Annotated in this window: 28 protein-coding genes; 13 read left to right on the top strand and 15 right to left on the bottom strand. The window is 71.9% G+C overall.

Annotated elements, in window-relative coordinates:
* Positions 1-25 precede the first annotated feature (25 nt).
* Complete coding sequence (locus tag ACFWM2_RS09225) at positions 26-991, bottom strand: acetylxylan esterase (RefSeq protein ID WP_383275166.1); 966 nt, start codon at positions 989-991, stop codon at positions 26-28.
* A 170-nt stretch (positions 992-1,161) separates the two neighbouring features.
* Here ACFWM2_RS09225 and ACFWM2_RS09220 point away from each other — a divergent pair, with 170 nt between their 5' ends.
* The 3 genes from ACFWM2_RS09220 (at position 1,162) to ACFWM2_RS09210 (ending at position 4,493) form a co-directional block, all read left to right on the top strand.
* Entirely contained in the window at positions 1,162-1,857 is a 696-nt protein-coding gene (locus ACFWM2_RS09220; protein WP_383275163.1) for an alpha/beta fold hydrolase, read from the top strand.
* Between the two features lie 51 nt (positions 1,858-1,908).
* A complete protein-coding gene (locus ACFWM2_RS09215) occupies positions 1,909-3,255 on the top strand; it encodes an 8-oxoguanine deaminase (protein WP_383275160.1) in 1,347 nt (448 codons plus the stop codon).
* 356 nt (positions 3,256-3,611) lie between these two features.
* On the top strand, positions 3,612-4,493 hold the full coding sequence (locus ACFWM2_RS09210; RefSeq protein WP_383275158.1) for a universal stress protein: 882 nt from the start codon (positions 3,612-3,614) through the stop codon (positions 4,491-4,493).
* 165 nt (positions 4,494-4,658) lie between these two features.
* Here the strand turns inward: ACFWM2_RS09210 and ACFWM2_RS09205 are convergent, their stop codons facing one another.
* Both ACFWM2_RS09205 and ACFWM2_RS09200 read right to left on the bottom strand, forming a co-directional pair.
* Positions 4,659-5,414 carry a ferredoxin reductase gene (locus ACFWM2_RS09205; RefSeq protein ID WP_383275155.1) on the bottom strand — a complete coding sequence of 252 codons (756 nt, stop codon included), beginning with the start codon at positions 5,412-5,414 and terminating at the stop codon, positions 4,659-4,661.
* 60 nt (positions 5,415-5,474) lie between these two features.
* The gene (locus ACFWM2_RS09200; protein ID WP_383275150.1) at positions 5,475-6,080 is read right to left on the bottom strand and encodes a sulfite oxidase-like oxidoreductase; all 606 of its coding nucleotides are present in this window, start codon (positions 6,078-6,080) and stop codon (positions 5,475-5,477) included.
* Between the two features lie 355 nt (positions 6,081-6,435).
* Here ACFWM2_RS09200 and ACFWM2_RS09195 point away from each other — a divergent pair, with 355 nt between their 5' ends.
* Together ACFWM2_RS09195 and ACFWM2_RS09190 are read left to right on the top strand one after the other, a co-directional pair.
* Entirely contained in the window at positions 6,436-7,368 is a 933-nt protein-coding gene (locus ACFWM2_RS09195; protein WP_383275147.1) for an NADP-dependent oxidoreductase, read from the top strand.
* A gap of 155 nt (positions 7,369-7,523) precedes the next feature.
* On the top strand, positions 7,524-8,303 hold the full coding sequence (locus tag ACFWM2_RS09190) for a GNAT family N-acetyltransferase (RefSeq protein ID WP_383276467.1): 780 nt from the start codon (positions 7,524-7,526) through the stop codon (positions 8,301-8,303).
* A gap of 153 nt (positions 8,304-8,456) precedes the next feature.
* Here ACFWM2_RS09190 and ACFWM2_RS09185 read toward each other — a convergent pair whose 3' ends face one another.
* Positions 8,457-8,885, bottom strand: a complete 429-nt coding sequence (locus ACFWM2_RS09185; protein WP_383275144.1) for a MarR family winged helix-turn-helix transcriptional regulator — start codon at positions 8,883-8,885, stop codon at positions 8,457-8,459.
* Positions 8,886-9,057: 172 nt separating this feature from the next.
* Here ACFWM2_RS09185 and ACFWM2_RS09180 point away from each other — a divergent pair, with 172 nt between their 5' ends.
* From ACFWM2_RS09180 to ACFWM2_RS09165, 4 genes are all read left to right on the top strand, one after another.
* Positions 9,058-10,149: a hypothetical protein gene (locus tag ACFWM2_RS09180; RefSeq protein ID WP_383275141.1), complete on the top strand. Its 1,092-nt coding sequence runs from the start codon at positions 9,058-9,060 to the stop codon at positions 10,147-10,149.
* A 175-nt stretch (positions 10,150-10,324) separates the two neighbouring features.
* Complete coding sequence (locus ACFWM2_RS09175) at positions 10,325-11,107, top strand: putative protein N(5)-glutamine methyltransferase (protein ID WP_383275138.1); 783 nt, start codon at positions 10,325-10,327, stop codon at positions 11,105-11,107.
* 110 nt (positions 11,108-11,217) lie between these two features.
* Positions 11,218-13,233 carry an FAD-dependent oxidoreductase gene (locus ACFWM2_RS09170; RefSeq protein WP_383275135.1) on the top strand — a complete coding sequence of 672 codons (2,016 nt, stop codon included), beginning with the start codon at positions 11,218-11,220 and terminating at the stop codon, positions 13,231-13,233.
* Positions 13,234-13,287: 54 nt separating this feature from the next.
* Positions 13,288-13,890 carry a PadR family transcriptional regulator gene (locus ACFWM2_RS09165; protein ID WP_383275132.1) on the top strand — a complete coding sequence of 201 codons (603 nt, stop codon included), beginning with the start codon at positions 13,288-13,290 and terminating at the stop codon, positions 13,888-13,890.
* A gap of 19 nt (positions 13,891-13,909) precedes the next feature.
* Here the strand turns inward: ACFWM2_RS09165 and ACFWM2_RS09160 are convergent, their stop codons facing one another.
* The 3 genes from ACFWM2_RS09160 to ACFWM2_RS09150 all read right to left on the bottom strand — a co-directional run bounded on the left by ACFWM2_RS09160 (position 13,910) and on the right by ACFWM2_RS09150 (position 16,670).
* On the bottom strand, positions 13,910-14,440 hold the full coding sequence (locus ACFWM2_RS09160) for a hypothetical protein (RefSeq protein WP_383275130.1): 531 nt from the start codon (positions 14,438-14,440) through the stop codon (positions 13,910-13,912).
* Between the two features lie 259 nt (positions 14,441-14,699).
* Positions 14,700-15,626 carry a LysR family transcriptional regulator gene (locus tag ACFWM2_RS09155; protein WP_383275127.1) on the bottom strand — a complete coding sequence of 309 codons (927 nt, stop codon included), beginning with the start codon at positions 15,624-15,626 and terminating at the stop codon, positions 14,700-14,702.
* Positions 15,627-15,650: 24 nt separating this feature from the next.
* A complete protein-coding gene (locus ACFWM2_RS09150) occupies positions 15,651-16,670 on the bottom strand; it encodes a fibronectin type III domain-containing protein (protein ID WP_383275124.1) in 1,020 nt (339 codons plus the stop codon).
* Between the two features lie 362 nt (positions 16,671-17,032).
* On the opposite strand from ACFWM2_RS09150, the gene ACFWM2_RS09145 reads away from it, so the two are divergent.
* Complete coding sequence (locus ACFWM2_RS09145; protein WP_383275121.1) at positions 17,033-17,728, top strand: glycoside hydrolase family 75 protein; 696 nt, start codon at positions 17,033-17,035, stop codon at positions 17,726-17,728.
* 141 nt (positions 17,729-17,869) lie between these two features.
* Here ACFWM2_RS09145 and ACFWM2_RS09140 read toward each other — a convergent pair whose 3' ends face one another.
* The 5 genes from ACFWM2_RS09140 to ACFWM2_RS09120 form a co-directional block, all read right to left on the bottom strand.
* The gene (locus tag ACFWM2_RS09140) at positions 17,870-18,286 is read right to left on the bottom strand and encodes a PTS-dependent dihydroxyacetone kinase phosphotransferase subunit DhaM (RefSeq protein WP_383275118.1); all 417 of its coding nucleotides are present in this window, start codon (positions 18,284-18,286) and stop codon (positions 17,870-17,872) included.
* The gene (dhaL, locus tag ACFWM2_RS09135; RefSeq protein WP_383275115.1) at positions 18,279-18,878 is read right to left on the bottom strand and encodes a dihydroxyacetone kinase subunit DhaL; all 600 of its coding nucleotides are present in this window, start codon (positions 18,876-18,878) and stop codon (positions 18,279-18,281) included. Before dhaL ends, ACFWM2_RS09140 begins: the two co-directional genes overlap by 8 nt.
* A 45-nt stretch (positions 18,879-18,923) precedes the next feature.
* The gene (gene dhaK, locus ACFWM2_RS09130; protein WP_383275112.1) at positions 18,924-19,916 is read right to left on the bottom strand and encodes a dihydroxyacetone kinase subunit DhaK; all 993 of its coding nucleotides are present in this window, start codon (positions 19,914-19,916) and stop codon (positions 18,924-18,926) included.
* A 280-nt stretch (positions 19,917-20,196) separates the two neighbouring features.
* Entirely contained in the window at positions 20,197-20,892 is a 696-nt protein-coding gene (locus ACFWM2_RS09125; protein WP_383275110.1) for a type 1 glutamine amidotransferase domain-containing protein, read from the bottom strand.
* A gap of 132 nt (positions 20,893-21,024) precedes the next feature.
* Entirely contained in the window at positions 21,025-21,588 is a 564-nt protein-coding gene (locus ACFWM2_RS09120) for a PadR family transcriptional regulator (protein ID WP_383275107.1), read from the bottom strand.
* Positions 21,589-21,674: 86 nt separating this feature from the next.
* Here ACFWM2_RS09120 and ACFWM2_RS09115 point away from each other — a divergent pair, with 86 nt between their 5' ends.
* A complete protein-coding gene (locus tag ACFWM2_RS09115; protein ID WP_383275104.1) occupies positions 21,675-22,076 on the top strand; it encodes a nuclear transport factor 2 family protein in 402 nt (133 codons plus the stop codon).
* 71 nt (positions 22,077-22,147) lie between these two features.
* Here ACFWM2_RS09115 and ACFWM2_RS09110 read toward each other — a convergent pair whose 3' ends face one another.
* Positions 22,148-22,771, bottom strand: a complete 624-nt coding sequence (locus ACFWM2_RS09110; protein ID WP_383275101.1) for a DUF305 domain-containing protein — start codon at positions 22,769-22,771, stop codon at positions 22,148-22,150.
* A 70-nt stretch (positions 22,772-22,841) separates the two neighbouring features.
* Positions 22,842-23,759, bottom strand: coding sequence for a DUF1996 domain-containing protein (locus tag ACFWM2_RS09105; RefSeq protein WP_383275099.1), 918 nt, complete (start codon positions 23,757-23,759; stop codon positions 22,842-22,844).
* Positions 23,760-24,157: 398 nt separating this feature from the next.
* On the opposite strand from ACFWM2_RS09105, the gene ACFWM2_RS09100 reads away from it, so the two are divergent.
* Positions 24,158-24,460 (top strand): cupin domain-containing protein, encoded by a 303-nt coding sequence (locus tag ACFWM2_RS09100; RefSeq protein WP_383275096.1) that lies wholly within the window; start codon positions 24,158-24,160, stop codon positions 24,458-24,460.
* Between the two features lie 91 nt (positions 24,461-24,551).
* Entirely contained in the window at positions 24,552-25,538 is a 987-nt protein-coding gene (locus ACFWM2_RS09095; protein ID WP_383275094.1) for an NAD-dependent epimerase/dehydratase family protein, read from the top strand.
* A gap of 53 nt (positions 25,539-25,591) precedes the next feature.
* Here the strand turns inward: ACFWM2_RS09095 and ACFWM2_RS09090 are convergent, their stop codons facing one another.
* On the bottom strand, positions 25,592-26,086 hold the full coding sequence (locus ACFWM2_RS09090; RefSeq protein WP_383275091.1) for a DUF6174 domain-containing protein: 495 nt from the start codon (positions 26,084-26,086) through the stop codon (positions 25,592-25,594).
* Between the last annotated feature and the right edge of the window lie 86 nt (positions 26,087-26,172).

Here is a 26,172-nt window from a genome sequence, read left to right as displayed (position 1 = left end):
GCCCCGGCGGGTTGTTGACGGGCTCTCAGAGGTACGAGGGCAGCCAGCGCAGCTTGGCCGCCTCCTGGTACGGGCCGCCGCCCTCATGGTCGTTGAAGTCGTACACCTCGATCGTCTTGTCCTCGTGCGCCCACGCGTTGAAGGCGGCGAAGACGGTCGAGGGCGGGCAGGTCTGGTCCTCCAGAGCCGCCGAGAACAGCGCGGGCGCCCGGCCGCGCGCGGCGAAGTGCACTCCGTCGAAGTACGACAGCGTGCGCATCACCCGCTCGGTGCGCCCGCGGTGCGTCTTCAGGTAGTGGCCGATCTCCCGGTACGGGTCGCGGTCCGTGAGCGTCGTCGCGCGCGGGAAGTCGCACAGGAACGGCACGTCCGGCGCGACCGCCGAGAGGTCGGGGACCAGACCGCCCACGGCGATGGTCAGGCCGCCGCCCTGGCTCGCGCCGACGGCGGCCGTGCGCCGCGCGTCGGTCAGCGGATGGGCGCGGGCGGCCTCCACGGCGCGTACCGCGTCCGTGTACACCCGCCGGTAGTAGTAGCTCTCCGGGTCCTCGATGCCACGGGTCATGAAGCCGGGGTACGCGGGCGCGCTGCCCACCGGGTCCGGGGTGTCGCCGCCGCCCCAGGCGCTCGCCTGGCCACGGGTGTCCATCACGAAGTGCGCGTAGCCCGCCGCCGCCCACAGCAGATGCGTGTGCGGCAGACCGCGTCCGCCGCCGTAGCCGACGAACTCGACGACCGTGGGGATCGGCGCGTCCGTCCCGGCCGGCAGGGTCAGCCACCCCTTGACGGGGTGCCCGCCGAAACCGGCGAACGTCACGTCGAACACCTCGACGACCTTCAGCTGCGTCTCGACCGGTTCGAAGCGGGCTCCCAGCTCGTGTTCGCGCGCCTCCTGGAGCGTCTTGGCCCAGAAGGTGTCGAAGCCCTCGGGTTCGGCGGAGGCACTGCGGTAGCCGCGGAGCTCATCGAGAGGGAGGTCGAACAGGGCCATCAAGGACCACCTTTGACATCGAGGTGCGGATGATCACACCGTACGGTCGTTGTCGAAGGCCCGCCAGGGCCCCGGGACGGCGGCACCGGGACGGGACCGGAACCCGGCGGGCCCCGGCCGGAGCCGCGATCCGGCGGCGCATTGTCCGTCCTCCCCGCTACGTTTTCTCCATGAGTGAATTCGTACTGGTGGCGGGTGCGTGGCTGGGGTCGTGGGCGTGGGACGAGGTGGTGCCCGAACTGCGGGCGGCGGGACACGGCACGCACGCCCTGACGCTGTCCGGAGTGGCCGAGCGGCAGGGTGTGCCGGCCGGGCAGCAGACCCACGTCCAGGACATCGTGAGCGAAGTCGCACGGCTCGGTCTGCGCGATGTCGTCCTCGTCGGACACAGCTATGCGGGCATCCCGGTCGGCCAGGCGGCCGAGCGGATCGGCGACCGGCTGGCGCGGGTGGTCTTCGTCGACTCCGAAGTCCCCGTCGACGGCGGGTCGTTCGCCGCGGGCTGGTGGCAGGGCGAGGAGAGGTTCGAGGAGTCGCTCGCCGAGAACGACGGATTCTGGGCGCCGCTGACCGCCGAGGAGTACGACGGCCAGGGGCTCAGCAGCGAGCAGATCGCGCGTATCGCGGCCGGTGCGACGCCGCATCCCGGCGCCTCGCTGACCGAGCCGGCCGTGCTGGAGCGTTCGCTCGGCGAGCTCCGGGTGACCTACGTCAAATGCCTGCTGGACGGCCCCGAGCCGAACGAGGACGTGGCCGACCTGCTGAAGAGCGAGCGCTGGCGCCTGGTCGAGATGGACACCGGCCACTGGCCGATGTTCTCCCAGCCGCACGAGCTGGCACGGATTCTGCTCGACCAGGGGCGGTGAGCCGGGAGCGTTTCCACGAGACCGGGCCCTCCTGGCTTCTAGCATGACGCCGTGGACCTACTGGTGAAGAACGCCCGACTGCTCGTCGTGGACGGGAAACGCGAGATCCCCGGTGGCTGGGTGGCCGTGGACGCGGGCAGGATCGCCGCCGTCGGTGAACCGGGCAGTGAGCCCGAGGCCCGCCGGACCGTCTCCGCCGCGGGCCGCCTGGTCACCCCGGGCCTGATCAACACCCACCACCACATCTACCAGAACCTCACCCGCTCCTACGCGCCCGCCGTCAACGGCTCCCTCTTCGACTGGCTCACCACGCTGTACCCGCTGTGGGCCGCGCTCGACGAGGAGGCGGCCTACGTGTCCGCGTACGTCGGCATGGCCGAGCTCCTGATGGGCGGTTGCACCACCTCCTCCGACCATCTGTACGTCCACCCCCGGCCCGGGCTCGTGGACGCCGAGATCCGCGCCGCCCGGGACATCGGCTTCCGTTTCCACGCCACACGCGGCTCCATGACCCGTTCCGTGGAGGACGGGGGACTGCCACCGAGGAGCGTCACCCAGACCGACGAGGAAGTGCTGGCCGACAGCGAGCGGCTGATCCGGGCCCATCACGATCCCGAGCCGGGCGCCCTGGTCAGGGTCGCCCTCGCCCCGTGTTCGCCGTTCTCGGTAACCAAGGAGCTGATGACGGCGACCGCGGAACTCGCCGAGCGTCACGACGTACGTCTGCACACCCATCTCGCCGAGGACCGGGACGAGGACACCTACTGCCTGGAGACCTACGGCTGCCGGCCCGTCGAGTACTTCGAGGACACCGGCTGGATGAGCGACCGCACCTGGGTCGCCCACTGCATCTATCCGAACGACGCCGAACTGCGGCGGCTGGCCGAGGCGGGCGTGGGGGTGGCCCACTGCCCGAGCTCGAACATGCTCATCGGCGGTGGCACGGCCCGCGTCCGGGAGATGCGCGAACTCGGGCTGCCCGTCGGCATCGGCTGCGACGGCTCGGCCTCGACCGACCATGCCTCGCTGTGGATGGAGACCCGTGGGGCCCTGCTGCTGGGCCGCTATCGGGGCGGGCCCGGCGCGATGACCGCCCGTGACGCCCTCGACATCGCCACCCGGGGCTCGGCCCGCTGTCTGGGCCGCGCCGACGAACTCGGCCATCTGCGACCGGGCGCCTGTGCCGACCTTGTCGTCTGGGACCTGCACGAAGTGGCACTGGCCGGTGCACTGAGCGACCCGGTCGAGGCGTGGCTGCGCTGCGGGCCCGCCCGCGCCTGGACCACCGTCGTCGGCGGACGGGTCCTGGTGGAGAGCGGCGAGCCGGTCCTGTCCGCCCTCTCGGACGCACTGCGGGAGCACGCCCGTATCGCGCGTCGCGTGCAGAATCCGGCGTAGGGTTGCCCGGCCCAACTCGGAGCCACCACCGCGGCGTTGATCGCCTGGCTGCCGGACCACGCCGCCGATCGCTTGGATTCCGGGTCGGCCGTGCGAATTTCCCGGGGGCCGACGGCCTCGCCTGCCTGCGGCGAACCGGCCCGATTCCGGCACGGCGCGACTGATCCGCGCTCTCCGTGGAACCCGCGTAACACAACGGAGTTGGACAGCCGGACGGCGGGCCACGCGCGCGGGAGCACGCCGACTGCCCGACGCGCGGAGCGCGCCATCGCGTCCCCGGAGGCGGCGGTCCGGGCCCGCTGGATGCCGAACTCCCCGAATGCAGGAGCCGTGAGCGTTCCCGAAAGGCAGGACCCATGAGCACGCGCACCATCACCGCAGGCGTCGACGGCTCGCGGGCCGGTCTGGACGCGGCCGACTGGGCCGCCCGCGAGGCCGAGCGCCGCCGCTTACCGCTGCGGCTGCTGCACGCGGGCACCGAACCGGCCGCGCCCGCCCCGCTCCCCGACGTCGACCTCCCGGCCCGTGCCCCGCTCGACCGGGCCGCCATCCAACTGTCGTACGCACACCCGCGCCTGGACATCATCGCCCGTCGCACCGAGGCGCCCGCGATCCCGGCGCTGCTCGCGGCGGCCGCGGAGGCGGAGATGACGGTCCTCGGCTCCCGTGGGCTCACCGGGTTCGCGGGCTTCCTCGTCGGCTCCGTCGCGCTCGCCGTCACCGCGGCGGCCGAGCGCCCGGTCGTGCTCGTCCGCGCGGGTGAACTCCCCGAGGACGAGCGGATGCCGGCGGTGGACGGCACCCCGCCGGGCCGGACCCCGTATCTGCCCGTGGTCCTCGGGCTCGACCTGGACCGTCCTGCCGACGAACTCCTCGCGTATGCCTTCGAAACGGCCGCCACCCGCTCGGCGCCGCTGCATGTCGTGCACACCTGGACGGTGCCGCCGCCGCGCGGCTACGCGCCCGGAGTTCCCGTTCCCGGCGACGTGGCCGAGAAGGAGGACGGCTCGTTGCGGGTGCTGACGAACACTTTGCAGCCGTGGCGCCACAAGTTCCCGGAGCTCATGGTCACCGAGCACGTGGTCTACGGGCACCCCGGACACCATCTCCTGAAGGCGTCCACCGGGGCCGGGCTGCTGGTCGTCGGCCGCCGCGCGAAAGCGACGGGTCTGGGCCGGGCCGCCCACGCGCTGATCCACCACGCCACATGTCCGGTGGCCGTGGTGCCGCACTCCTGAGGACCCGACCCGGACATGGATGGGCGGCGACACCGCGCAGGATCCGCGCGGCTCAGGTATCCGCGGGGCTCGGCCGAAGCGCTCGACAGGTATCGGGGCTCAGCCGAAGCGCTTGACAGGTATCCGCTGGGCTCAGCCGAAGCGCTTGACAGGTATCCGCTGGGCTCAGCCGAAGCGTTCGATGCGGATGCGGTCCACCGGCTGGCCGGCCTCGACCAGCAGCCGCGAGGCATGCTCGGCGAACCCGTTGGAACCGCACACATAGGCTTCCCACCCACCCGAAGGTGGTTCGGCCAGGAGCGGCGCCACATGGGCCGCCGACATACGGCCCACCGGCACACCCCGCGGCGCGCTGCGCGTGAAGACGGGCGTGGTCTCCTCGCCGTACTCCCGTGCGTAGATGAGCTCTTCGGGGCGCCGCGCGGAGACGAGCAGCCGCAGGGGGACCGTCAGCCCACGGGCGCGATGGTGCCGCACCATCGACATCAGCGGGACCACACCGGAGCCGGCGCCGACCAGCAGGGCGGGCCGGTCGCCGGGCCAGGCGAAGAAGCCGCTGAGCGGCCCGCGCACCTCGACCTGGTCGCCCGGTTCGGCCACCGTGTGGAACCAGCCGGAGACCTCGCCGTCGTCGACGTGGTCGAGGGTGAGCTCGATGTGTCCGGTGTCGTCGGGCGGCGAGGCGAGCGAGTAGTGGCGCTGGGCCGCGTAGCCGTCGCCGGCGGTCAGCCGCAGCATCAGATGCTGTCCCGGCAGGTGACCCGCCCAGCCGGGCACCGCGAAACGGAACGTCGACGCGTGCGGTGTCTCGTGGCGGATCTCGGTGAGCGTGGCCGTCTGCCAGTGCGCCGCGGCCTGGGCGCTGACGGAGATCCGCCCGGGCACGGCGAACCGGGTCGGGGGTACGAAGGTCCTGGTCATCGCAGTCCGGAGGTCTCGGTCATGGGGCGGGACGCCCCGGCGGTCGGGGATGCGGCGGTCTCAGTCACCGGAGTACCGCTGCTCTTCCCAGGGATTGCCCCGCGCGTGGTAGCCGTTCTGCTCCCAGAAGCCGGGCTCGTCGTGGTCGAGGAGCCGGATCCCCGCGATCCACTTGGCGCTCTTCCAGAAGTACAGGTGCGGCACGACCAGCCGTGCCGGGCCGCCGTGTTCGGCCGGAAGCGGCTTCCCGTCGTACTCCCAGACGATCCAGGCGCGTCCGCCGGTGAGGTCGGCCAGCGGGAGGTTCGTCGTGTACCCGGTGTGCGAGTAGGCGACGGCGTGTGTGGCCTTCGCGTCCGGACGCACGGCCGCCAGGAAGGCGTCCAGGGACACACCGCCGAAGCGCACACCGAACTTCGACCAGCTCGTCACGCAGTGGATGGCGCCCTCGTACGCCGACGGCGGCAGGGCGTGGGCCTCGTCCCAGTCCCAGGTGCGCGGCCCGGCGACCAGACCGTCGATCCGGAAGGTCCAGTCGGCCGGCGCCAGGTCGGGCGTGACCTCGGCGGACAGGACGGGCCAGTCGTCGCCCGAGTCGTACTGGCCGGGCGGCAGCCCGGCGTTGCGGACGCGGGCGCGCCCGCTGAAGCCTCGGGTGACGTTCATGGGGGTGGTGCCTCCAGGCCGTCCCTCGACGGTCCGCCGGGATCGGTCGTGATCAGTGCGTGTACCTGCGTGTACCTGCGTGTACCTGCGTGTACCTGCGGGGACGTGCGTGCCCGCCGTGCGCGCGCACGGGGCCGTGTCGTCCCTGGGTCGACCCCCGCGCGCTCCGTGCGTACGCATTCAACCGTACGCAGAAATCCGAGCGTACCCGGCGCCCTGGGGGCCGATGACCTCGATATTGCGGCCGTATGAACAGTCGGCCGCCCCGGGAATAGCGACGCCGTGATCTTCCTTTTCGCCAGAGCAGACCCCGGGCCCCGGTGGCCGGTGACAGCGAGGAGAGAGTGAGGCAGCCATGCCCAAGGCGTACGTCTTCACCCAGCACGGTGGCCCGGAGACGGAGGCCCTCGTCGAGCGGGACCGTCCGGGTCCCGGCCCCGGCCAGGTCCTGGTCGCGGTGCGCGCGGCGGGCGTGAATCCCGTCGACTGGAAGCAGCGCACCGGCTACCGCCGCCCCGGCGGGCCCGCGTCCGAACTGCCGTCGGTCTTCGGCAACGAGGTCTCCGGTGTCGTCGAGGAGCTCGGCGCCGACGTGACCGGCTTCGCGGCCGGGGACGAGGTCTTCGGCAACCCGGTGGCCGGCGGATACGCCGAGTACGCCCTGCTGCCCGTGACGGTGACCGCGCACAAGCCGGCCGAACTGTCCTTCACGGACGCCGCCACGCTCCCCGTAGCGGCGGCGACCGCCTACGACGGCGTACGCCAGCTGGATCTGCCGTCGGGAGCGACGCTGCTCATCACGGGCGCCGGCGGCGGTGTCGGCGTCGCGGCCACGCAGATCGCCCACGCCTCGGGGCTGCGCGTCGTCGGGGTCGCGAGCGACGGCAAGAAGGACTTCGTCGAATCACTCGGCGCCGTGCACGTCCCGTCGGGGCCGGACCTGGCCGAGCGGGTACGGGCGGCCGCGCCGGACGGTGTCGACGCCGTCTTCGACCTCGTCGGCGGTGAGGTGCTCGAGGCCGCCGCGACGCTGCTGACCGACCGGTCGAAGCTGATCACCGGAGCCGACCGGGAGACGGTCGCGCGGCTGGGTGGACTGCCCGTCGAGCGAGCCCGCACGGCCGCGGTGCTCGACGAGGTGGCGCGGCTCGTGGTCGACGGCCGGCTGCGGCCGTTCGTCACCGGGACCTACCCCCTTGAGCGCGCCGGCGAGGCACTGCGCGAGGTCGAGGACGGCCATGCACGCGGCAAGATCGTGATCGAGGTCGGAGCCGGGGCCGCCGAATGAGCACGGAGACGAGGCCCGACGTGAGCGGGACGCACACCGATCCACTCGCGGCGGGCGCGGGATCACGCACCACGAGCGCGGAACGGCCCGCGACGAACGCGGCGCGACAGGCCACGGGCCCTGAACAGCACGTCAGCAGTCCTGCACGGCACGACATGGGTTCCGAAGGGCACGTCAGCAGTCCCGGACAGCACGTCAGCAGTCCTGCGCGCCACGACAGCAGTCCCGAAGGGCATGCCGGCAGCGCGGAACGTCACGTGCTCGACAACCCCGCCCTCGCCTCGCTCACCGGCCCGCATGCCCTCTTCGCCGAGCGCCGGGGCCGCGTGCTGCGCTACCCCGTCGACGTGTCGCCCTGGCTGGCCCTTCCGGACGAGCCCGACGCCGACGACTGGGACGACCTCGCCGTGTTGGTGGGTCCCGGCGGGGAGGCGCCGCTGGCCGGCTTCCGCGGGCAGCCTCCGCAAGGGTGGGAGGTGACGTTCAGCCTGGAGGGCGTACAGCTCGTCGACGACGGGATCGCCGCGGTGCCGGACGCGGAGGCCGTGCGGCTGGGCCCCGCCGACGTACCGGAGATGCTGGACCTGGTCGAGCGGACCAGACCTGGTCCCTTCCTGCCGCGCACCGTGGAGCTCGGCACGTATCTGGGGATTCGGCGGGACGGCGCTCTCGTCGCGATGGCGGGGGAGCGGCTGCACCCGCCCGGCTGGACCGAGATCAGCGCGGTCTGCACCGACCCGGACTTCCGGGGTGAGGGACTGGCCACTCGGCTGATCCTGGCGGTCGCCCACGGCATCCGGGAACGCGGCGAGATCCCCTTCCTGCACACCGGCGCCGGGAACACCGAGGCCATCCGGCTCTACGAGGCCCTGGGGTTCCGGCTGCGGCGCACCACCCGTTTCATGGCGGCGCGGGTGCCGGAACTTCTGAGCTGACGCACGTCGGCGGCGGCCCGCGCCGCCGCCTCTGATCAACCGCAGGACACCGCCTCTGATCAACCGCAGGACACCGCCTCTGATCAACCGCAGGACACCGCCCCTGATCAACCGCCGGACGCCCCCTGGTCAACCGCCGGATGACGTCCCCGATCAGCTGTCGGACGCCGCCGCGTTGTAGCGCAACAGATAGCCGGCGAACCGGGCCAGGTCCTCCTCGGGCCAGCCCGCGAGCCGCTCGCGGAACGCGTACCGGCGGCTCTCGGTCACCTGGGCGAGGATCCGCGTGCCCGCCTCGGTCAGATGCAGCACCTGCACCCGGTGGTCCTCGGGGTCCAGCCGCCGTTCGATGAGCCCGGCGCGCTCCAGGGCCGCCACCTGCCGGCTCACCGTGGACTTGTCCAGCGCGTAGTGCGCGGCGAGGTCGGTGGACCGGCAGCCGCCGCGCTCCTCCAGATGCCCCAGCAGCGTGTACGAGACGAGCGAGAGCTCGGGATGCATCCGCCCCGCCGTGGCCCGGGCGCGCCGGGCGAACGTCGTCATCTCCCGCTGGATGGTCTCGACGGCCGTGTCGCCCGTCATGGCCGGCACGGTGTCCCGGCCGGCGCCGTCGGCAGCCACGTGCGTGGTGGTGGCACTCCGCCCACTTGGACCCTGATCAGTGACAACGGTCTCACCGGACCTCTCGGCTGCGGTCACGGAACACCTCCTCGGCTCTCCTGGTTGTATAGTACAACTTGATAGCGAGTTGTATATGCCAACCAATGGAGGAATCGTGGTCACCGGCCTGCGCTCCCCGGCCCTGCGCCATGTGCTCACGCACCTGATCACCCCGCTGCTGATGTGCGTCGGCATGGGGCTCGCCTACATGGGCGCTTTCGTCACGCCCGAGCCGCACCATCTCCCCGTGGCCGTCGTGGGCTCCGGAGCCGAGACGAAGGTCTTCGCCCAGACGGTCAAGGACAAGGCCGGGGACCAGCTCGACGTCCGGACCGTCACGAGCCGCCCGGAGGCCGTCGACCTCCTCAAGTCCCGTGACATCACGGGCGCTTACGTGCAGGACTCCAAGGCGCCGGAGCTCCTCGTCGCCACCGCCGCGTCCGACATGGGCGCCACCGCCGTCGAGAAGGTGTTCACGCCCGTCGCGGCCCAGCAGGGCGAACCGCTGAAGGTCACCGACGTGACCCCGACGGTGTCCGACGACCCGACGGGTCAGGGCCTGTTCTTCCTGCTCATCGCGCTGAGCATCGGCTCCTATGCGTCCGTCGCCGTACTCGGCGCCGCGGGTGGCGCCCTGTCCATGCGGATACGGGCCCTGCTGGCCGTCGGTGTCTCCGGCGTCGTGAGCGTCATCGGCGCACTGCTCGCCGGGCCCGTCTTCCATCTCGCGCACCACGACCTCGCGGGTGTGTGGGGGATGAGCTGGCTCTACTCCGCCGGCATTCTCTTCATCGGCATCGGACTCCACACCTTCCTCAAGCGATGGACCACTCTCGCCATGATGGTGCTCTTCGTGATGCTCAACTTCACGAGCTCCGGAGGCCTCTTCCGGCCCGAGCTCCAGGGCGGCTTCTTCGGCACCCTGCACGCCTTCTGGAACGGCGCGGGATTCGTCGAGGGTGTCCGCAGCCTCCTCTACTTCGGCCGTGACGGACTCTCCGGCAACGTGACCAGGCTCGTCGTCTGGCTCGTCGTCGGCCTGCTGGTGACCGCCGTCGCCGGTGCCGTCGAGCGGATGCGGGCCCGGGCTGCCGAGGCCGTCGTGCGGCGGGAGCCGGCCGCCGAAGTGCGCGCCGTCGAGGCCGAGGACGCCGAAGAGGAGCTGGAGGAGACGGTCGCCGTCTGACCCGTTCCTGTAATGTGGCCGTCCCGGCTGTGGACGGCCCCAGTCGAGGACTTGCCGAGGAGGTGGGACCCATTACCGCTGTGTCAGGCCGGGTGCTCTCACCTCAAGGCAGCGCGGACCGCCGGTAGGCGTCCGCGAGAGCGCCCTTCGGTTTCTCGAAAGGCTCTCGGCTTCCATGCCACCTCTTTCTCCCGCTTCCGTTGTCGCCGCACTCCGCTCCGCAGGCTGTGTCTTCGCCGAGGACGAGGCGGAGTTGATCCTCTCCACCGCCCGCACCCCGGACGAGGTGGCCGCCATGGTCGACCGTCGCGTCGCGGGCCTGCCCCTGGAACACGTCGTCGGCTGGGCCGAGTTCCACGGTCTGCGTGTCACCGTCGATCCGGGTGTCTTCGTACCCCGCCGCCGCACCGAGTTCCTCGTCGAGCAGGCCGTCGCCCACGCGCGCGACGCGACCGTCGTCGTGGACCTGTGCTGCGGCTCCGGGGCGGTGGGCGCGGCACTGGCCACCTCCCTCGGCGGACCCGAACTGCACGCCGCAGACATCGACCCCGCCGCGGTGCGCTGCGCCCGCCGCAACGTCGCCCCGTTCGGCGGGCACGTGCACGAGGGCGACCTGTTCGCGGCGCTCCCCGGCACCCTGCTCGGCCGGCTTGACGTCCTGGCCGCCAACGTTCCGTACGTCCCCACCGGTGAGGTCGGCCTGCTGCCCGCGGAGGCCCGCGACCACGAACCGCTGGTCGCCCTCGACGGCGGCGCGGACGGTCTCGACGTCCTGCGCCGCGTCGCCGCCGAAGCGCCCCGGTGGCTCGCCCCCGGCGGCTGTCTGCTCGTCGAGACGAGCGAACTCCAGGCGCCGTCCGCCGTGGAGGCCTTCGCCCGCGCCGGCCTGCTCGCCCGCCTGGCCGTCTGCGAGGAGAGGTACGCCCATGTCGTGATCGGCGTCAGACCCCTCGGCTGACCGCCTCCCGGCCGACGGTGTGAGCTCGGTCCCTCCGGTTGTGCAACTAGTTGCACAACATCGGCGCGGTCGTCTACAACAGACGTACGACACCGCCCACGGAGGGGCCGATGAGCCGTTACCCGCACCTGTTGAACCCGCTCGACCTGGGGTTCACCACCCTGCCCAACCGTGTCCTCATGGGCTCCATGCACGTGGGCCTGGAGGAGGCCGAGCGCGGCTTCGAGCGCATGGCGGAGTTCTACGCCACCCGCGCGCGCGGCGGCGTCGGCCTCATCGTCACCGGCGGCATCGCGCCCAATGAGGTCGGACGGCCCTACGAGGGCGGCGCCAAACTGACCACCGACGCGGAGGCCGAGCAGCACGCGGAGGTCACCGCCGCGGTGCACCGCGAGGGCGGGAGGATCGCGATGCAGATCCTCCACTTCGGCCGGTACGCCTACCACCAGGATCTGGTCGCCCCCAGCGCCCTCCAGGCCCCGATCAGCCCCTTCCCGCCGCACGCGCTCACCGACGCCGAGGTCGAGCGGACCATCGACGACTACGCGCGCGCCGCCCGCCTCGCGCGGCAGGCCGGTTACGACGGCGTGGAGATCATGGGCTCCGAGGGCTATCTGATCAACGAGTTCATCGCCGCGCGCACGAACCAGCGCGAGGACCGCTGGGGCGGCTCGTACGAGAGCCGGATGCGCTTTCCCGCGGAGATCGTCCGGCGCGTGCGTGAGGCGGTCGGCGAGGACTTCATCATCATCTACCGGCTCTCCATGCTGGACCTGGTGCCCGGCGGTTCCTCGTTGGACGAGGTCATCACGCTGGCCAAGGCCGTGGAAGCCGCCGGCGCGACCATCATCAACACCGGCATCGGCTGGCACGAGGCACGCATCCCCACGATCGCGACCTCGGTGCCGCGTGGTGCGTACGCCTGGGTGACCAAGAAGGTCATGGGCGCCGTATCCGTCCCGCTGGTGACGACAAACCGCATCAACACCCCGGAGATCGCCGAGCAGTTGCTCGCCGAAGGCCACGCCGACATGGTGTCGCTGGCCCGCCCGATGCTCGCCGACCCCGACTTCGTCGCCAAGGCCGAGGCCGGGCGGCCCGAGGCCATCAACACCTGCATCGGCTGCAACCAGGCCTGCCTCGACCACACCTTCAGCGGCAAGATCACCTCCTGTCTGGTCAACCCGCGCGCCTGCCACGAGACGGAGCTGGTCCTCGCGCCGACCCGGTTGCGCAAGCGCGTCGCCGTGGTGGGCGCCGGCCCCGCCGGACTGGCCTGCGCGGTCTCCGCGGCCGAGCGCGGCCACGACGTCACGCTCTACGACGCCGCGCCCGAGATCGGCGGCCAGCTCAACGTGGCCCGCAAGGTCCCCGGCAAGCAGGAGTTCGACGAGACGATCCGCTACTTCCGTACGCAGCTCGAACTGCACGGCGTGAACGTGCGGTTGAACACCCGCGTCACCGCGGACGGACTGGACGACCACGACGAGGTCGTCGTCGCCACCGGCGTCAGCCCGCGCACCCCCGAGATCCCCGGCGTCGACCACCCCAGCGTCGTCGGCTACCTCGACGTCCTGCGGGACGGCGCCCCCGTCGGCGACCGCGTCGCGATCCTCGGCGCCGGCGGCATCGGCTTCGACGTCGCCGAGTACCTCACCGACGCAGGCGACAAGGCGAGCGAGGACCCGGCGACGTACTTCCGGAACTGGGGCGTCGACATGGACTACCGGGCCCCCGGCGGCCTCGCCGCGCCCGAGCGGCCCGTCACACCGCGCACCGTCCACCTCCTGCAGCGCAAGCCGTCCAAAGTGGGTGGAGGGCTCGGCAAGACCACGGGCTGGATCCACCGCACCGAGCTCAAGCACCGGGGCGTCACCATGGTTCCGGGTGTCCGGTACGACCGGATCGACGACGCGGGGCTGCACGTCACGGTCGAGGGGCGGAGCCAGGTCCTGGAGGTCGACACGATCGTGCTCTGCACCGGCCAGGAGCCGCGCCGCGACCTGTACGAGGAGCTGAGCGCCGCGGGCCGCAGCGTGCACCTCATCGGCGGCGCCGACGTGGCCGCCGAACTGGACGCCAAACGCGCCATCAAGCAGGGCACCGAGCTGGCGGCGGCGCTGTAGCGGGGCCGTCTTCCCCCGGGACCGGGGTCCCGGGGGCGTCCCTAGGATGACTCCATGTCACTGCCGCACGCGATCCTCACCGCCCTGCTGGAGAAGCCGTCGTCGGGCCTCGAGCTGACCCGGCGGTTCGACAGGTCGATCGGCTACTTCTGGTCGGCGACGCATCAGCAGATCTATCGCGAGCTGGGAAAACTGGAGGGGGAGGGTTACATCCGCGCCCTGCCCAGCGAGCAGCCGGCCAGGGGTCAGAAGAAGCGCTACGAGGTCTTGGCCGCGGGCCGCGCGGAGCTCGCCCGCTGGACGGCCGCCTCACAGGACCCGAAGCCGCTGCGTGACACGCTGCTCTTGCGGCTGCGCGCCGCGGCCGTGGTCGGCACGGACGGCATCGAGGCGGACCTGCGCCGCCATCTCGACCTGCACCAGCGGCAGTTGGCGGACTACGAGCGGATCCAGGAGCGCGACTTCCCGCCCGGCAAGGACGCCCCGCAGGACCGCCTCCAGCACCTCGTCCTGCGGGCCGGCATCGACCTGGAGACGTTCTGGACGCAGTGGTTGACCCACGCGCTGGAGGAGTTCGCGCACCTGGGGGGCGAGCCGAACGCGCCACAGCAGGAGGCCGCCCGGCCGGCCGAAGCCGGTGGGCGGCCGCCCGCGTGAGAGGTGCCGATCCCGCTGATCAGAGCCGGTGCGGCTTCGAGCGGCGGCGCAGGAACCAGGCCGCCGCCACGGCGCCGGTGGCCACCAGCGCCCCGCCGCCGACCACGGTGGCCATGCCGTAGTCCTTCGTGGCACCACCCAGGCCGCCCATGACCCCGCGCGAGGGCGAGGCCGTCGCGGAGATGGTGGGCGCGGAGACGACGATGGACTGGGTGCCCGCCGTCGTCCCGTTCTGGCACACCACGATGACCGTGTACGTTCCCGAGCTCACACCCGACCAGCTGGCCGACTGCGTGTTGCTCGTCCCGGTCAACGGCGCCTGGCGGCCCTGGGCGAAGTTCGCCTGGCTGCTGGTGAGCAGCGAGGCGTTGCCGAAGTTGCCGCTGCTGCCCGGACAGGCGCTGGTGGTGACCGTGACCGACGATCCGCTGGTGCTCACGGAGATCCCGGAACCCCACGCGGCCGCCGACCCGGCGGCCAGGGTGAGCGGAAGCGCAGCGGCGGCGGCCACCGTCAGGCCGGAGCGGAGGAGTATCTGAGTAGTACGCATAGGACTGCCCTCCGGCGGCACGGTTGGCGGTACATCCCATGAGCCGCCGAGGATTGGGAAACGGCCGTGCTGCCCAAGCGAGAGCCAACGCGTCCCGGGCCCGGACCGCATGCGGACGGGGACCGGGCAGGTGAAAGATTCCTTCGACCGGCCGACGCCCGTTGGCCTGTCACGGTTCCGGCTGGCGCATCGCAGTGCGTTGGACTGCTCCTGGGCGGCGCCCCGTGCACCGCTGCCGCGTCATGGTGCGGCCGGTGTCTCACCAGGTGCGGCCGGCCTGGAGCAGCCGCTCCCGCACGAGCGAGACATGCGGATGGTCCGGCGCGCCGGGGCGCTGGGCGAGGTACGAGGTGTTGATCGGCGGGTCCTCGGGAGACAGCAAGGGGACCAGCGCACCCGAGGCCAGCTCGGCCAGACACAGATAGCGGGGGAGCACGGTGATCCCCGCACCGGCGGCCACCGCGGCCAGCACACCCCGTAGATCGGGCACCGTGATCGCGGCCTGCCCCGTCAGCCGTACGCCGAACACATGCCGCCAGTAGCGGCGCGCGATCGGCAGATCCTCCGCGTACGACACCAGCGGCGCCCCGCGCAGCGCGGCGGCGCCCTCGGCCGCGACCCGGTCGGGGCCGATCCGCCGAGCCCACTCGGGGGCGGCGACCAGCACGAACTCCTCGTCGCCGAGCGGCACGGACGTCAGTGTGCGACCGCGCGGCCGGGTCGTCGCGATCACCAGATCGAAGCGGCCGCCCCGCAGCCCGTCCAGCAGTTCGTCGGTCAGCCCGGTGGTCACCCGCAGCCGTACGCCCTGGCCCGTCAGCGGTGCCAGGGCCGGCAGCGCCCGGGTGCACAGCAGCTCGGCGGGGCCCGCCACGCGCACCGGTTCGGGGGGCCGGTCCGCGCCGGGTCCGCCGCGGTCGGCGATGACCGCCAGCGTGTCGAGCGGCTCCGCCACCTGCGCGGCCAGCTCGTCGGCCACCGCCGTGGGCGCCACCCCGCGCGGCTGCCGCTCGAACAGCTCACGGCCCAGCTGTTTCTCGAGCTGGCGCATCTGTGTCGTCACGGTCGGCTGGGAGAGCCCGAGCAGCCGGGCGGCCGCCGTGAACGATCCGGCGCGATGGACCGCGAGAAAGGTGCGCAGGAGGGGGAGATCCAGCGGCGCGGCATTGGGTTCCCTATGGGTCACGCGACCCACCCTAATGCTCGCTTATCACTTGCTCCCTGTCGTCACCGTCCGCTCCGCAGAGAAGCCGCCCCAGGTACCGTCCGGCAGCTTCGCCCGGATCCGGACGCGGTGTCCGACCCCGGCTTCCTTTCCGATGTAGAAGCTGTAGGTGGCCCTGCCGTCCGGCGGGCCGTCGCCCCACACCAGTGAGGTCGCCGGTTCCCCGTCCAGATTGATCTGGTACTCCGTGATCACCCCGTCCGTCTCCGGCGGGACCCAGGAGAGGTCGAGGTAGTAGGCGCCGTCCGCCCGATGGGTGGTCGCACGGAAGGCGGTGGGCGCGGTGCCCCGGCCGTCGTCCGAACCCGGGGCGGTGGTGAGCCGGACGGCCCGGCTCGCCGACGAGACGTTGTCGGCCGCGTCACGCGCCTTGACGGTGAAGGAGTAGCGCGTGCCCGGCCGGAGTCCCGTCACCACGGTCGCCGTCTGCCCGCCGCCCACGCTGTGGATCTTCGAAGTGCCCTGGTAGATGTCGTACGAGGCGACGCTCCGGTCGTCCGTCGACTTGGCCCAGGACAGCTGGACCGCCCGGCTGCCGACCGTCTTCCCGCTCGGCGTGCCGGGGCGGCTGGGGGCGTGGTCGTCGGCGGCGACGGCCGCCGGTGTCGTGGCGCTCACCCGCTCGCTCGGCGGGCCGACGTCGCCGTCAGCGTCCTTGGCCCGGACGGTGAAGACGTAGGTGGTGGACGGTTCTAGCCGGGTGACGTCCACCATGTGTTCCGCGCCGGGCACGTCCGTCACCTTCGTGGTCCCGCGATACACCTCGTATGCGGTGACCTTCGGGTCTCCGGACGCCAGGTTCCACATGACGTGGACGCTGGTCGCGCTGCCCGCCGCCGCGGTGACTCCCGCGGGCGCCGAGGGCGGCCGGCCGCCCTGCTCATCGCCCTGTCCGCCCCAGCCGCAGGACGCCACCAGAAGCAGCGAGCCGCAGATCACCGGAAAAGGTATGCGTCGCACGGCCCTGCCTTCCCTCGACGGGATTGGTCTGTACCTGTATGCCATGACTGACGCGATCACATCAAGAGGGAGCGGAAAGCCGGAGCTGTTCGACCACTCGGTCGGAGGCTACGTATGCTGATACCTGACGCGGCGTGAACTCGCTTTCCTTCCACGGGAGTTCATGCCCGACGGCGCGGACCGCTGTCGTCGCTGATGCCGCGCCGGCGAGGTCGGCCGAGCGGGCCGGGCCGACTTGGCCCGGCCCCTCGGCCGCCCGGAAGCGACCTGGGCGCCCGGCCACCCGCGGAGCATGCGGCGGACCCGTGCCGTGCACCGTCCGGACCCCCACCAGTGGCCGCACTCACGGACCCGCACCAGATTGTGGTGAGTGACCGTCAATGTCCCCCAGGAGAGGGTCCTTTATCGTGCGTGTCCAGTCGCTGACACTGGCCGCGGCCAGTGCCGCCCTGCTCGCCCCCACCACGCTCCCCACCGCCACCGCTGCCCCTCGACCGCACGCCCCCGCGGCGCGCGAGGGGAGCGTCCTCGCCAGTGAACTGCTGGCCGAAGTGCGTGACTGCGCCCCCGTCTCGAAGGGGCGCTATCGCCCCGACGGCGGGGTCCCCGCCACGATTCCCGTCTGCGGCAAGCAGGGCGCCGTCTTCTGGAAGGCGGACATGGACATCGACTGCGACGGGCGGCCCGGCACCCGCTGCAACGCGCGCACCGATCCGCTCTTCTCGTCGTCGACGGCCTTTCAGCAGTCCGACGGGCGACACCTGGACGCCGAGACCCTCCCGTACATCGTCGTGCCGTCCGCGGGGCCGATCTGGAACCACCGGGACCACGGAGTCCGGGGCGGTTCCGTCGCCGCCGTGATCTACCAGGACCGGGTCCAGTACGCGGTCGTCGGCGACACCGGTCCGCGCGAGATCATCGGGGAGGCGTCCTACGCGACCGCCGAGGGCCTCGGTATCCGCTCCGACCCCCGCGGCGGCGGCACGGACTCGGGAGTCACGTACATCGTGTTCAAGAACTCCAGCGTGTCCCCGATCGAGAACCACCGTGCCGCGGTGACCCAAGGGGAGGCGCTGGCGCGGAAGTTCATCAGCGAGAACTGAGGGCGGGCGCGCTCGGGCCGACGGAGGACCCGCGGGCCGCCCGCCAACGGCGACGGTACGGGCGGCCCTCCCGCCCGCCGCCGGCCGGAGCATGGCGCAGGCCCCGCCCAGGAAGGGCGGGGGCTCGCGGCCCGCTCCGGATCACTCCTTGCGGTACGAGTACGCCTCCGCGGCCGCCGCCTCGACCGCCGCGAGGTCCGCGCCCGCCGAGGCCGTCACCACTGCGGCGACGGCGCCCTCGACGAAGGGGGCGTCGAGCAGACGCGTGTTCCCGGGGAGCTCGTCGCCCTCCGCGAGCAGCGCCTTCACCGTGAGGACGGCGCTGCCCAGGTCGGTGAGGACGGCGACCCCGCAGCCCCGGTCCACCGAAGCGGCCGCGGCGGCGATCAGCTCCGCGCTCGTCCCGAGACCGCCGTCCACCGTGCCGCCGGCGGGCGCCACCGGGGCGGTCGTGCCGCCGCCCGCCAGACCCACCGCCAGCTCGGCGACGGAAGCGGCGACGGCCGCGCTGTGCGACACGAGGACGACGCCGACCAGCTTGTCCGTTGAGTCACTCACCTGCTGCCTCCACGAGCGCGGCGACCAGCAGCGAGGCCGACGTGGCTCCGGGATCCTGGTGCCCGATGCTGCGTTCGCCGAGATAGCTCGCCCTGCCCTTGCGGGCCTGCAGCGGCGTCGTGGCCTCGGCGCCCGCCTCGGCGGCGGTCTTCGCCCGGGCGAAGGAGAACGCGAGCGCGTCGACCGCGGGCACCAGGGCGTCGATCATGGTCTTGTCGCCGGGCGCGGCTCCGCCCAGCGCCATCACCGCGTCGACGCCCGTGCGCAGGGCGTCCGTGAACTGCTCCTCGCTGACCTCGGCCGCGTCCCCGAGCGCCTTGCCCGTACGCCGCAGCAAGGTGCCGTACAGCGGTCCGGAAGCGCCGCCCACGGTCGAGATCAGCTGCCGCCCGGCGGTCATGAGTACGGCCCCGGGCGTGTCCGGTGACTCCTTGTCCAGCGTGGCCACCACGGCGGTGAAGCCGCGCTGCAGATTGCTGCCGTGATCAGCGTCGCCGATGGGTGAGTCCAGCGCTGTGAGTCGCTCGGCCTCGCGGTCCACGGACGCGGCGGTCGCCGCCATCCAACGGCGGAAGAAGTCGGTGTCGAGCACAGGATCTCCTTGGTGGTGCGTACGTTGACCGGACGACGGCGGGACTCACATGCCCCAGCGCAGGCCCGGCGTCTTCACCGGTGCGTCCCACAGCCGCAGCAGGTCCTCGTCCACCTGGCACAGCGTCACCGAGGCGCCGGCCATGTCCAGCGAGGTGACGTAGTTCCCGACCAGGGTGCGGGCGACGGGCACACCGCGCTCGGTCAGCACCCGCTGCACCTCCGCGTTGAAGCCGTACAGCTCCAGGAGCGGAGTCGCCCCCATCCCGTTGACGAGCACCAGCACGGGATTGCGCGGATTGAGGTCCTCCAGGATCGTGTGCACCGAGTAGTCGGCGATCTCCCGTGAGGTCATCATCGCGCGCCGCTCCCGGCCCGGCTCGCCGTGGATGCCGACGCCCAGCTCCAGCTCACCGGGCGGCAGGTCGAAGGTGGGGCTGCCCTTGGCCGGGGTGGTGCACGCACTGAGCGCGACCCCGAAGCTGCGCGAGTTCTCGTTGACCTGCTTGGCCAGCGCCTGCACCCGCTCCAGCGGCGCGCCCTCCTCGGCGGCGGCCCCGGCGATCTTCTCCACGAACAGGGTCGCCCCGGTGCCGCGCCGGCCGGCCGTGTACAGACTGTCGGTGACCGCGACGTCGTCGTTGACCAGGACCTTCGCGACCTGGACGCCCTCGTCCTCGGCGAGCTCGGCCGCCATGTCGAAGTTGAGCACGTCACCCGTGTAGTTCTTGACGATGAACAGCACGCCCGCGCCGCTGTCCACGGCGGCCGCCGCGCGTGCCATCTGATCCGGCACCGGGGAGGTGAAGACCTCGCCGGGACAGGCCGCCGACAGCATTCCGGGGCCCACGAAACCGCCGTGCAGCGGCTCGTGCCCGGAGCCTCCACCGGAGATGAGCCCGACCTTTCCGGCTACCGGCGCGTCCCGCCGTACGATCAGCCGGTTCTCCACATCGATCGTCAGCTCCGGATGCGCGGCCGCCATGCCTCGCAGCGCGTCCGCGACCACCGTCTCCGCGACGTTGATGAGCATCTTCATGATGGGTACCTCCTGATGAGATCATCCTCTCGCAGTATCGGCGCTCAGGCGGCGGCGGTCACGTGCAGGAACGGTTTCCGGTTGGACGGGACGCGGATCCGGGGGCGGCGCGGACCTTGCGGAGTGGACCTTTCCCCGGCCGGAAGCCCGCGACCGGGGAGACGGACGACGGCTCGCGTGACAGCGCGAAGCCCCGGCTGCGGCCCGGACCCGTCCGCCGGTACGGCGTCGGAGTGCCGGCCCGCCCCGGGGCGGAGTCCTGTCGCGGGTGAGTTTCCGCTCAGCCGAGCTTCTTCAGCAGCTCGGCGGCGAGCGGGGCGGAGGAGGCCGGGTTCTGGCCCGTGACCAGGTTCCGGTCGACGACCACGTGCGGGGCCCACGGCTCGCTCTCCCGGAAGTCCGCGCCCGCCTCGACGAGCCGGTCCTGGAGCAGCCACTTTGCCTTGCCGGCGAACCCGGCCTGCGTCTCCTCCGCATTGGTGAAGCCGGTCAGCCGATAGCCCGCGAAGGCGTTGCTGCCGTCCTCCTTCCGGGCGGCGAGCAGCGCGGCCGGGGCGTGGCAGACCACGCCCAGGGGCTTGCCCGACTCCAGGGCGACGGTGAGGAGGCGGCCGGAGTCGGCGTCCACCGCGAGGTCCTCCATCGGGCCGTGGCCACCGGGGTAGAAGACGGCCGCGAAGTCGTCAAGCCGCACGTCCTCCAACCGGATCGGCCGCTGGAACTCGGCGCTCGACGCCAGTACGCGCTCGATCCTGTCGGCGCCCTCCTGTCCGCCGTTGACCTCGGGCGCCAGGCTCCCCCGGTCCACCGTCGGTACGACGCCACCGGGCGTGGCGACGACGACCTCGTGGCCGGCCGCCGTGAACGCCTCGTACGGCGCGACCGCCTCTTCCGCCCAGAATCCGGTCGGGTGCTTGGTACCGTCCGCCAGCGTCCAGTGGTCGGCGCCGGTCATCACAAAGAGAATCTTCGACATGCTCCGAAGGTAGGCGCCCGCACCCATAGGTGACCAATAGGCAGCCCGTTCTCGGCCATAGGCCACCCAATGGATCGACGGGAATACGGTGGGCTGATGCGGACGGAGCGCGACTCGCGGCCCGCACGGCAACTAGCCCCGTACCGCAGCCCGTTGCTCGAGTACCCGTAGGGCACGCTCGGCCCACCGGATGTTCTCCCGCTCGAACGAACGGCCGCGCATCAGCGTGAGATACGGCCCGACCCGCTCCGCCCCGGCCAAGAAGTCCTCCTCGGTGCGGCCGCCGAGGATCCGGGTGCGCATCCGGTCGTAGCGGGCCAGTTTGGCGCGCGCCCACTCCAGCCGCTCGGCGATCGCGGCACGTACGGCGTCGGTGTCCCCGTCGTCGACGGCCTGGACCTTGACCAGGAGTTCGTCGCGGATGGCGGTGGGTCGGGGCGGCTCGGCGGTGAACGCGTGCAGCGCCCGGCGGCCCGCCGCGGTCAGCGAGAACATGCGCTTGTCGGGCCGCCGCTCCTGCCGTACCAGCCGGGCCTCGAGCAGTCCGTCGGACGCCATGCGGTCCAGCTCCCGGTACAGCTGCTGCGGGGTCGCCATCCAGAAGTTGGCCACCGAGGCGTCGAAGCCCTTGGCCAGGTCGTACCCCGACGCCTCGCCCTCGAGAAGCGCGGCCAGGACCGCGTTGCGCAATGCCATGTGCCCAAGACTAGATGTTCGGTCATCTCGGCAAGTAATCTCTTCCACACCTAATCAAAAAATTGAGTATGAGAGGCGGGCGTGCGATGAACCCCTTCCGCAAGGCGGTGGAGGCCCAGGACCACGCCGCGATCGAGGCGCTGCTGGCCGAGAACGTGGTGTTCACCAGCCCGGTCGTGTTCAAGCCGTACGAGGGCAGGGCGATCACCATGGCCATCCTGCGCGGGGTCACCCGCGTCTTCACCGACTTCCACTACGTCCGCGAGATCGCCGACGCCGAAGGCCGCGACCACGCACTCGTCTTCAAGGCGAAGGTGGGCGACCGGGAGATCGAGGGCTGCGACTTCCTGCACTTCGACGGGGACGGCAGGATCGACGACCTCACGGTCATGGTCCGCCCGCTGTCGGCGGCCCAGGCTCTCCAGGAGGCGATGGCCGCGCAGTTCGAGCGCATCGCCCAGGAAGTGGGCGAGGGCCAGGGCGTGTAGCGCCCCCAGCCGGCCGGACGCGCGCCCACTCGTCGTACGGAGCGTGCGCGCCGAACGGAGCGTGTGCGCTCTCAGCCGGGCATACGGCGCCGGTGTCCCGCGGTCGAGTGCTCCACGGTGGCCGCGAGCTTCGTGACGTCCGGGGCGGAGCCGTTGTCCTGCTCTGCCCGGGCCATGCTCTCCGCCTGGGTGAGGTGCTCCCGCAGCGCGGACCGCAGCAGACCGTCGAACTTCGCCCCGGACGTGCTCTTGAGGGTCTGGAGTTCCCCGGCGTTGACCATGCCCGGCATGTCATGGCCCTCGTGCGGATTGCTGTCCGGGACGCCTGCGTCGTCGAGGAGCCGGCGAAGTGCTGTCAGGTGGGTGCGGTTGTCGCGTGCGACACCGGCCGCCCAGCGCTTGAGTGCGGGGTCGTCACCGCGTTGCGGGGCGAGTTGAAGGACGGTACCGGCCTGGTCGTCCATGGCGATGAGCAGTTGGATCCAGGCGACGTCCGTGCTGTTGAAGGTGCCTGTGCTCCGGCCGGCCGAGCCGGAGACGGCCGCCGGGGAGCCGGCGGCGGAGGTTGCCGGGGCGGGTGGGCCGGCCGACTGCTGCGCGCCGGCACACCCGGACACGGTCGACAGGACGCACAGCAGCGCTGCGACGAGAGGTGCTCCGCCCGCGCGGCCCACCCGTGCCGCGGCTGTCGCCATGCCAGTCTCCTGTCTCGGGGGCCGTGCGGTGGAGCGGTGCCCCTCCCGTGAGGTTGGGGCACCGCACCGGTCAGGACGGATTGCCGTCGGCTCCGCACTTGACGATGGCGTTGATGCAGTTCGTCGTCCTGCGTGCCATCTCTGCGGCGGGCCAGGCGTTGAAGAAGTCGCCGTGCATGGTGTAACCGGCGCCGGAGGCCAGCCGCAGCCCCTGGGTGCTGCCGGTGACGGGGTAGCGCAGTACCTGGCGCAACTTCGGCACGGGTACGGGGTGACTGGCCGGGCAGGCGCCGTTCACCGGGTAGGCCATGTGGCTCTTGTGGTCGGCGGAGTCGAGGTCCTTGCCGTTCCAGCACTGCGGGAAGTCGAGGTAGGACTCCAGCATCGAGTTGGCCGGGCAGGTCACGAAGTCCTTGGAGGGGTTGACCTCGCCGTGCCACAGACAAGACCACCGGGCGACGGACGTGGGGTCGCCGGTACCGGTCGCTTTCGCGTTGCCGGCCACGATCCGCAGGCCCTGGGGGAGGGGCTGGGTGCGCTGGATGACGGCGTCGTTCACGCCTTCACCCAGGTAGTAGAAGGTGGTTCCGGTGGGCTCGACCGCCTGGTCGTTGCGGTAGAGGGTCGGCACCCAGTACGACGAGGTGTCCACGGCCGGGCTGCAGGTGCTCGACGAGCCCAGCAGGTCCGTCACCTTGGTATTGGCGTTGGTCACCCGGCTGCCGAAGAAGCTGTGCATGTGGGACGCGCCGGGCAGCCCCGGGTAGACGATCGGGTCGTCCGGCAGACGGTGGCTGTACGGACATTCGGCCAGGAACTCCGCGACCCGGACGACGTCCGCCTTGTCCGCGGTCGAGCGATCCGCGCTGGCAGGCGACGAAGCCGCGTACAGCGCCGTGAGCACCAGGGCGAACGCCGCCAGTACGGCGACCCAGCCAGGACCTGTGCGCGCCCGGCCGGTGGCCGGGCGGGGGGAATCTGGTAACACGGCACTCCTCCTCTGTGAGCGGTGGGGGGTGAGCGGGTCCGGAAGCGGTACCGGAACCGGTTCCGGAGCCCTGCGTCGTGAGTGAAGTCACATGTCATGGAGCTGTCAATAGTTCTCGTCGGCATTACTACGTCCGCGGGTGGTCGTGACTTCAAGACTTCAATAAGTCTGCCGGGATGGGGCGTTCACTCGGGGAGCGGGCGCGGTCGATGCTTCAGGAGGTTGAAGCACGGGGTCGCGGCGGCCGGGTGGGTGCCGGGTGTGCCCGGGGTGTCGAGGTCGGGCGGGTGACGTCGTGAGGTGGTGAGGCCATGTGTGTTCCACTGGGCTTGAAGCGAGGATCAAGTCCCTGACCTGGGGCCGAGGCCGCGCACGGAAGAGAGCGAGGAGACGGTTCGATGACGACGACCGCCAGGGCGAGCGTGCAGCACGAGGACGAGCAGGTCCGCGTCACCCGCTGGGACTTCGAGCCCGGCACCCGCACCGGCCCGCATCTGCACGAGCACGACTACGTGGTCGTTCCCGTGACCGACGGTCGCATCAGCGCGGTCGCGCCGGACGGCTCGGCGACCGACTCGGACCTGCGGGCGGGGGAGTCCTACGCCCGCTCGGCCGGCGCCGAGCACGACGTCGTCAATGCCGGCGACGGCCCGCTGGCCTTCGTCGAGATCGAACTCAAACACACCTCGCGCGCCTCCTGATCGCCGCGCCGCGCCCGGCGAGCCTCCCGTCGGGGTCTGCTGTCAGCTAAGCCCGGCGGCCGATCGGTGTGCGCGGTGCTTGGCTGTCGGGATGGAGATCCTGGTTCTGGGCGGTACAGCGTGGGTGGGGCGGGAGTTGTCGCGGCGGGCTCTCGCACGCGGCCATCGGTTGACGTGTCTCGCGCGCGGTGAAAGCGGCGACGTCGCGGACGGAGCGAAGCTGGTGGCCGCCGACCGCCGCGATCCCTCGGCGTACGAGCCGTTGCTCGACCGTGTGTGGGATGCGGTCGTCGAGGTGTCGTGGCAGCCGGGCTTCGTCCGTACGGCACTCGACGCGCTGGCCGGCCGAGCCCACCACTGGACCTACCTGTCCTCCGTCAGCGCCTACGCCGCGCACGCCGCACCGGGAGCGGACGAGTCCGCGGCCGTGCTTCCCGCGACCGACCGCGGTGAGGTCGACCGCGAGCTGTACGGCGAGGCGAAGGCCGCCTGCGAACAGGCATCGACAGCGGCCCTCGGCGACCGCCTCCTCATCGCACGGGCCGGTCTCATCGGTGGACCGGGCGATCACAGTGGCCGCTCCGGCTACTGGGTGGCCCGCGCCGCACGCGATCCGCACGGGCCGATGCTGGTTCCCGAGGCGCCCACCATGCCGACACAGGTGATCGACGTGGGCGACCTCACCGACTGGCTCCTCGACGCCGCCGAGGCGGGGACCACCGGCACTTACGACGCTGTCGGCCCCGTCGTTCCCTTCGAGGAGTGGATCGCGCTGTCCCGTGCCGCGGGCGGGCACACCGGACCGGTGGTCACCGCCGACTCGGCCTGGCTGCTCGCCCACGACGTGGTGCAGTACATGGGGCCGGAATCGCTGCCGATGTGGCTGGTCGAGCCGGGCTGGGAGGGCTGGTCGGCCCGCGCCGGCTCCGCGGCCCGTGCGGCCGGGCTCCGACACCGGCCACGGCCGGACCTGCTGGCCGACACTCTGCTCTGGGAACGCGAGCAGGGCCTGGACCGTGTGCGACGCGCCGGCCTCAGCGCCGCCCGCGAGCGAGAGCTGCTCGACGCCCTCGACTGACGGAACCGGCCGGCCAACTCCCGGCGCGACCCCGTTCGTCGACGTGCGCGGCGCTAACCGACGCCCGGTGCGAACGAGTCGATCACATACAGGGCTTCGTCGTCGATCGCGTCCTTCTCCCGGTCCAGTGAGATCCGCACCGGGTGACCGTCGGCCGCGTACTCCGCGTCCGCCTTGTGCGCGTGGTCGCGCCGCGCCTGCTCCAGCTCCCCCAACAGCTCCCCGATGGTGGGCACTTCACCGGGAGCGCGTCGCACCACCCGCCGAGCGCTGTCGTCGAGACCGACTGCCTTGCGCACCTTCCCGTCCCGCACCGTCACCTCGAAGGTCCCGAGCAGCATCCGCTCGCCCGCGCTCGACGTCAGCGTGTAGGTGTACGAGGCCGGCTCCTTCCAGGCCGCCTCGCTCCCCGTCGCGGCGGTTCCCGCTGCGGAAACCCCGGACGACGACTCGCCCGCACAGGCGGCGGTCCCGTACAACAGCGCGCCGATCAGCACGGCAACGGGCACGAATCGGGCGCGGGAGGGTACTGGCGTCGTGGCGTTCATGGCGCTCCTTCAGCAACGGCTACCGCTATGACGCCGGACGACCCGAGGACGTTCGGGCGGTGCCGACTCGTGTGTCGTCGAGACGC

It is taken from the genome of Streptomyces sp. NPDC058371 (assembly GCF_042723265.1).
Classification (GTDB): domain Bacteria; phylum Actinomycetota; class Actinomycetes; order Streptomycetales; family Streptomycetaceae; genus Streptomyces.
This window is presented reverse-complemented; position numbering and strand designations above follow the sequence as displayed.

Bases quoted from the DNA above. Each gene is read 5' to 3' on its own strand.
- ACFWM2_RS09225 (WP_383275166.1), bottom strand. From the start codon at position 991: ATGGCCCTGTTCGACCTCCCTCTCGATGAGCTCCGCGGCTACCGCAGT.
- ACFWM2_RS09220 (WP_383275163.1), top strand. From the start codon at position 1,162: ATGAGTGAATTCGTACTGGTGGCGGGTGCGTGGCTGGGGTCGTGGGCG.
- ACFWM2_RS09210 (WP_383275158.1), top strand. From the start codon at position 3,612: ATGAGCACGCGCACCATCACCGCAGGCGTCGACGGCTCGCGGGCCGGT.
- ACFWM2_RS09205 (WP_383275155.1), bottom strand. From the start codon at position 5,414: ATGACCAGGACCTTCGTACCCCCGACCCGGTTCGCCGTGCCCGGGCGG.
- ACFWM2_RS09200 (WP_383275150.1), bottom strand. From the start codon at position 6,080: ATGAACGTCACCCGAGGCTTCAGCGGGCGCGCCCGCGTCCGCAACGCC.
- ACFWM2_RS09195 (WP_383275147.1), top strand. From the start codon at position 6,436: ATGCCCAAGGCGTACGTCTTCACCCAGCACGGTGGCCCGGAGACGGAG.
- ACFWM2_RS09190 (WP_383276467.1), top strand. From the start codon at position 7,524: ATGGGTTCCGAAGGGCACGTCAGCAGTCCCGGACAGCACGTCAGCAGT.
- ACFWM2_RS09185 (WP_383275144.1), bottom strand. From the start codon at position 8,885: ATGACGGGCGACACGGCCGTCGAGACCATCCAGCGGGAGATGACGACG.
- ACFWM2_RS09180 (WP_383275141.1), top strand. From the start codon at position 9,058: ATGCCAACCAATGGAGGAATCGTGGTCACCGGCCTGCGCTCCCCGGCC.
- ACFWM2_RS09175 (WP_383275138.1), top strand. From the start codon at position 10,325: ATGCCACCTCTTTCTCCCGCTTCCGTTGTCGCCGCACTCCGCTCCGCA.
- ACFWM2_RS09170 (WP_383275135.1), top strand. From the start codon at position 11,218: ATGAGCCGTTACCCGCACCTGTTGAACCCGCTCGACCTGGGGTTCACC.
- ACFWM2_RS09165 (WP_383275132.1), top strand. From the start codon at position 13,288: ATGTCACTGCCGCACGCGATCCTCACCGCCCTGCTGGAGAAGCCGTCG.
- ACFWM2_RS09160 (WP_383275130.1), bottom strand. From the start codon at position 14,440: ATGCGTACTACTCAGATACTCCTCCGCTCCGGCCTGACGGTGGCCGCC.
- ACFWM2_RS09150 (WP_383275124.1), bottom strand. From the start codon at position 16,670: ATGGCATACAGGTACAGACCAATCCCGTCGAGGGAAGGCAGGGCCGTG.
- dhaK (WP_383275112.1), bottom strand. From the start codon at position 19,916: ATGAAGATGCTCATCAACGTCGCGGAGACGGTGGTCGCGGACGCGCTG.
- ACFWM2_RS09125 (WP_383275110.1), bottom strand. From the start codon at position 20,892: ATGTCGAAGATTCTCTTTGTGATGACCGGCGCCGACCACTGGACGCTG.
- ACFWM2_RS09120 (WP_383275107.1), bottom strand. From the start codon at position 21,588: ATGGCATTGCGCAACGCGGTCCTGGCCGCGCTTCTCGAGGGCGAGGCG.
- ACFWM2_RS09115 (WP_383275104.1), top strand. From the start codon at position 21,675: ATGAACCCCTTCCGCAAGGCGGTGGAGGCCCAGGACCACGCCGCGATC.
- ACFWM2_RS09110 (WP_383275101.1), bottom strand. From the start codon at position 22,771: ATGGCGACAGCCGCGGCACGGGTGGGCCGCGCGGGCGGAGCACCTCTC.
- ACFWM2_RS09100 (WP_383275096.1), top strand. From the start codon at position 24,158: ATGACGACGACCGCCAGGGCGAGCGTGCAGCACGAGGACGAGCAGGTC.
- ACFWM2_RS09095 (WP_383275094.1), top strand. From the start codon at position 24,552: ATGGAGATCCTGGTTCTGGGCGGTACAGCGTGGGTGGGGCGGGAGTTG.
- ACFWM2_RS09090 (WP_383275091.1), bottom strand. From the start codon at position 26,086: ATGAACGCCACGACGCCAGTACCCTCCCGCGCCCGATTCGTGCCCGTT.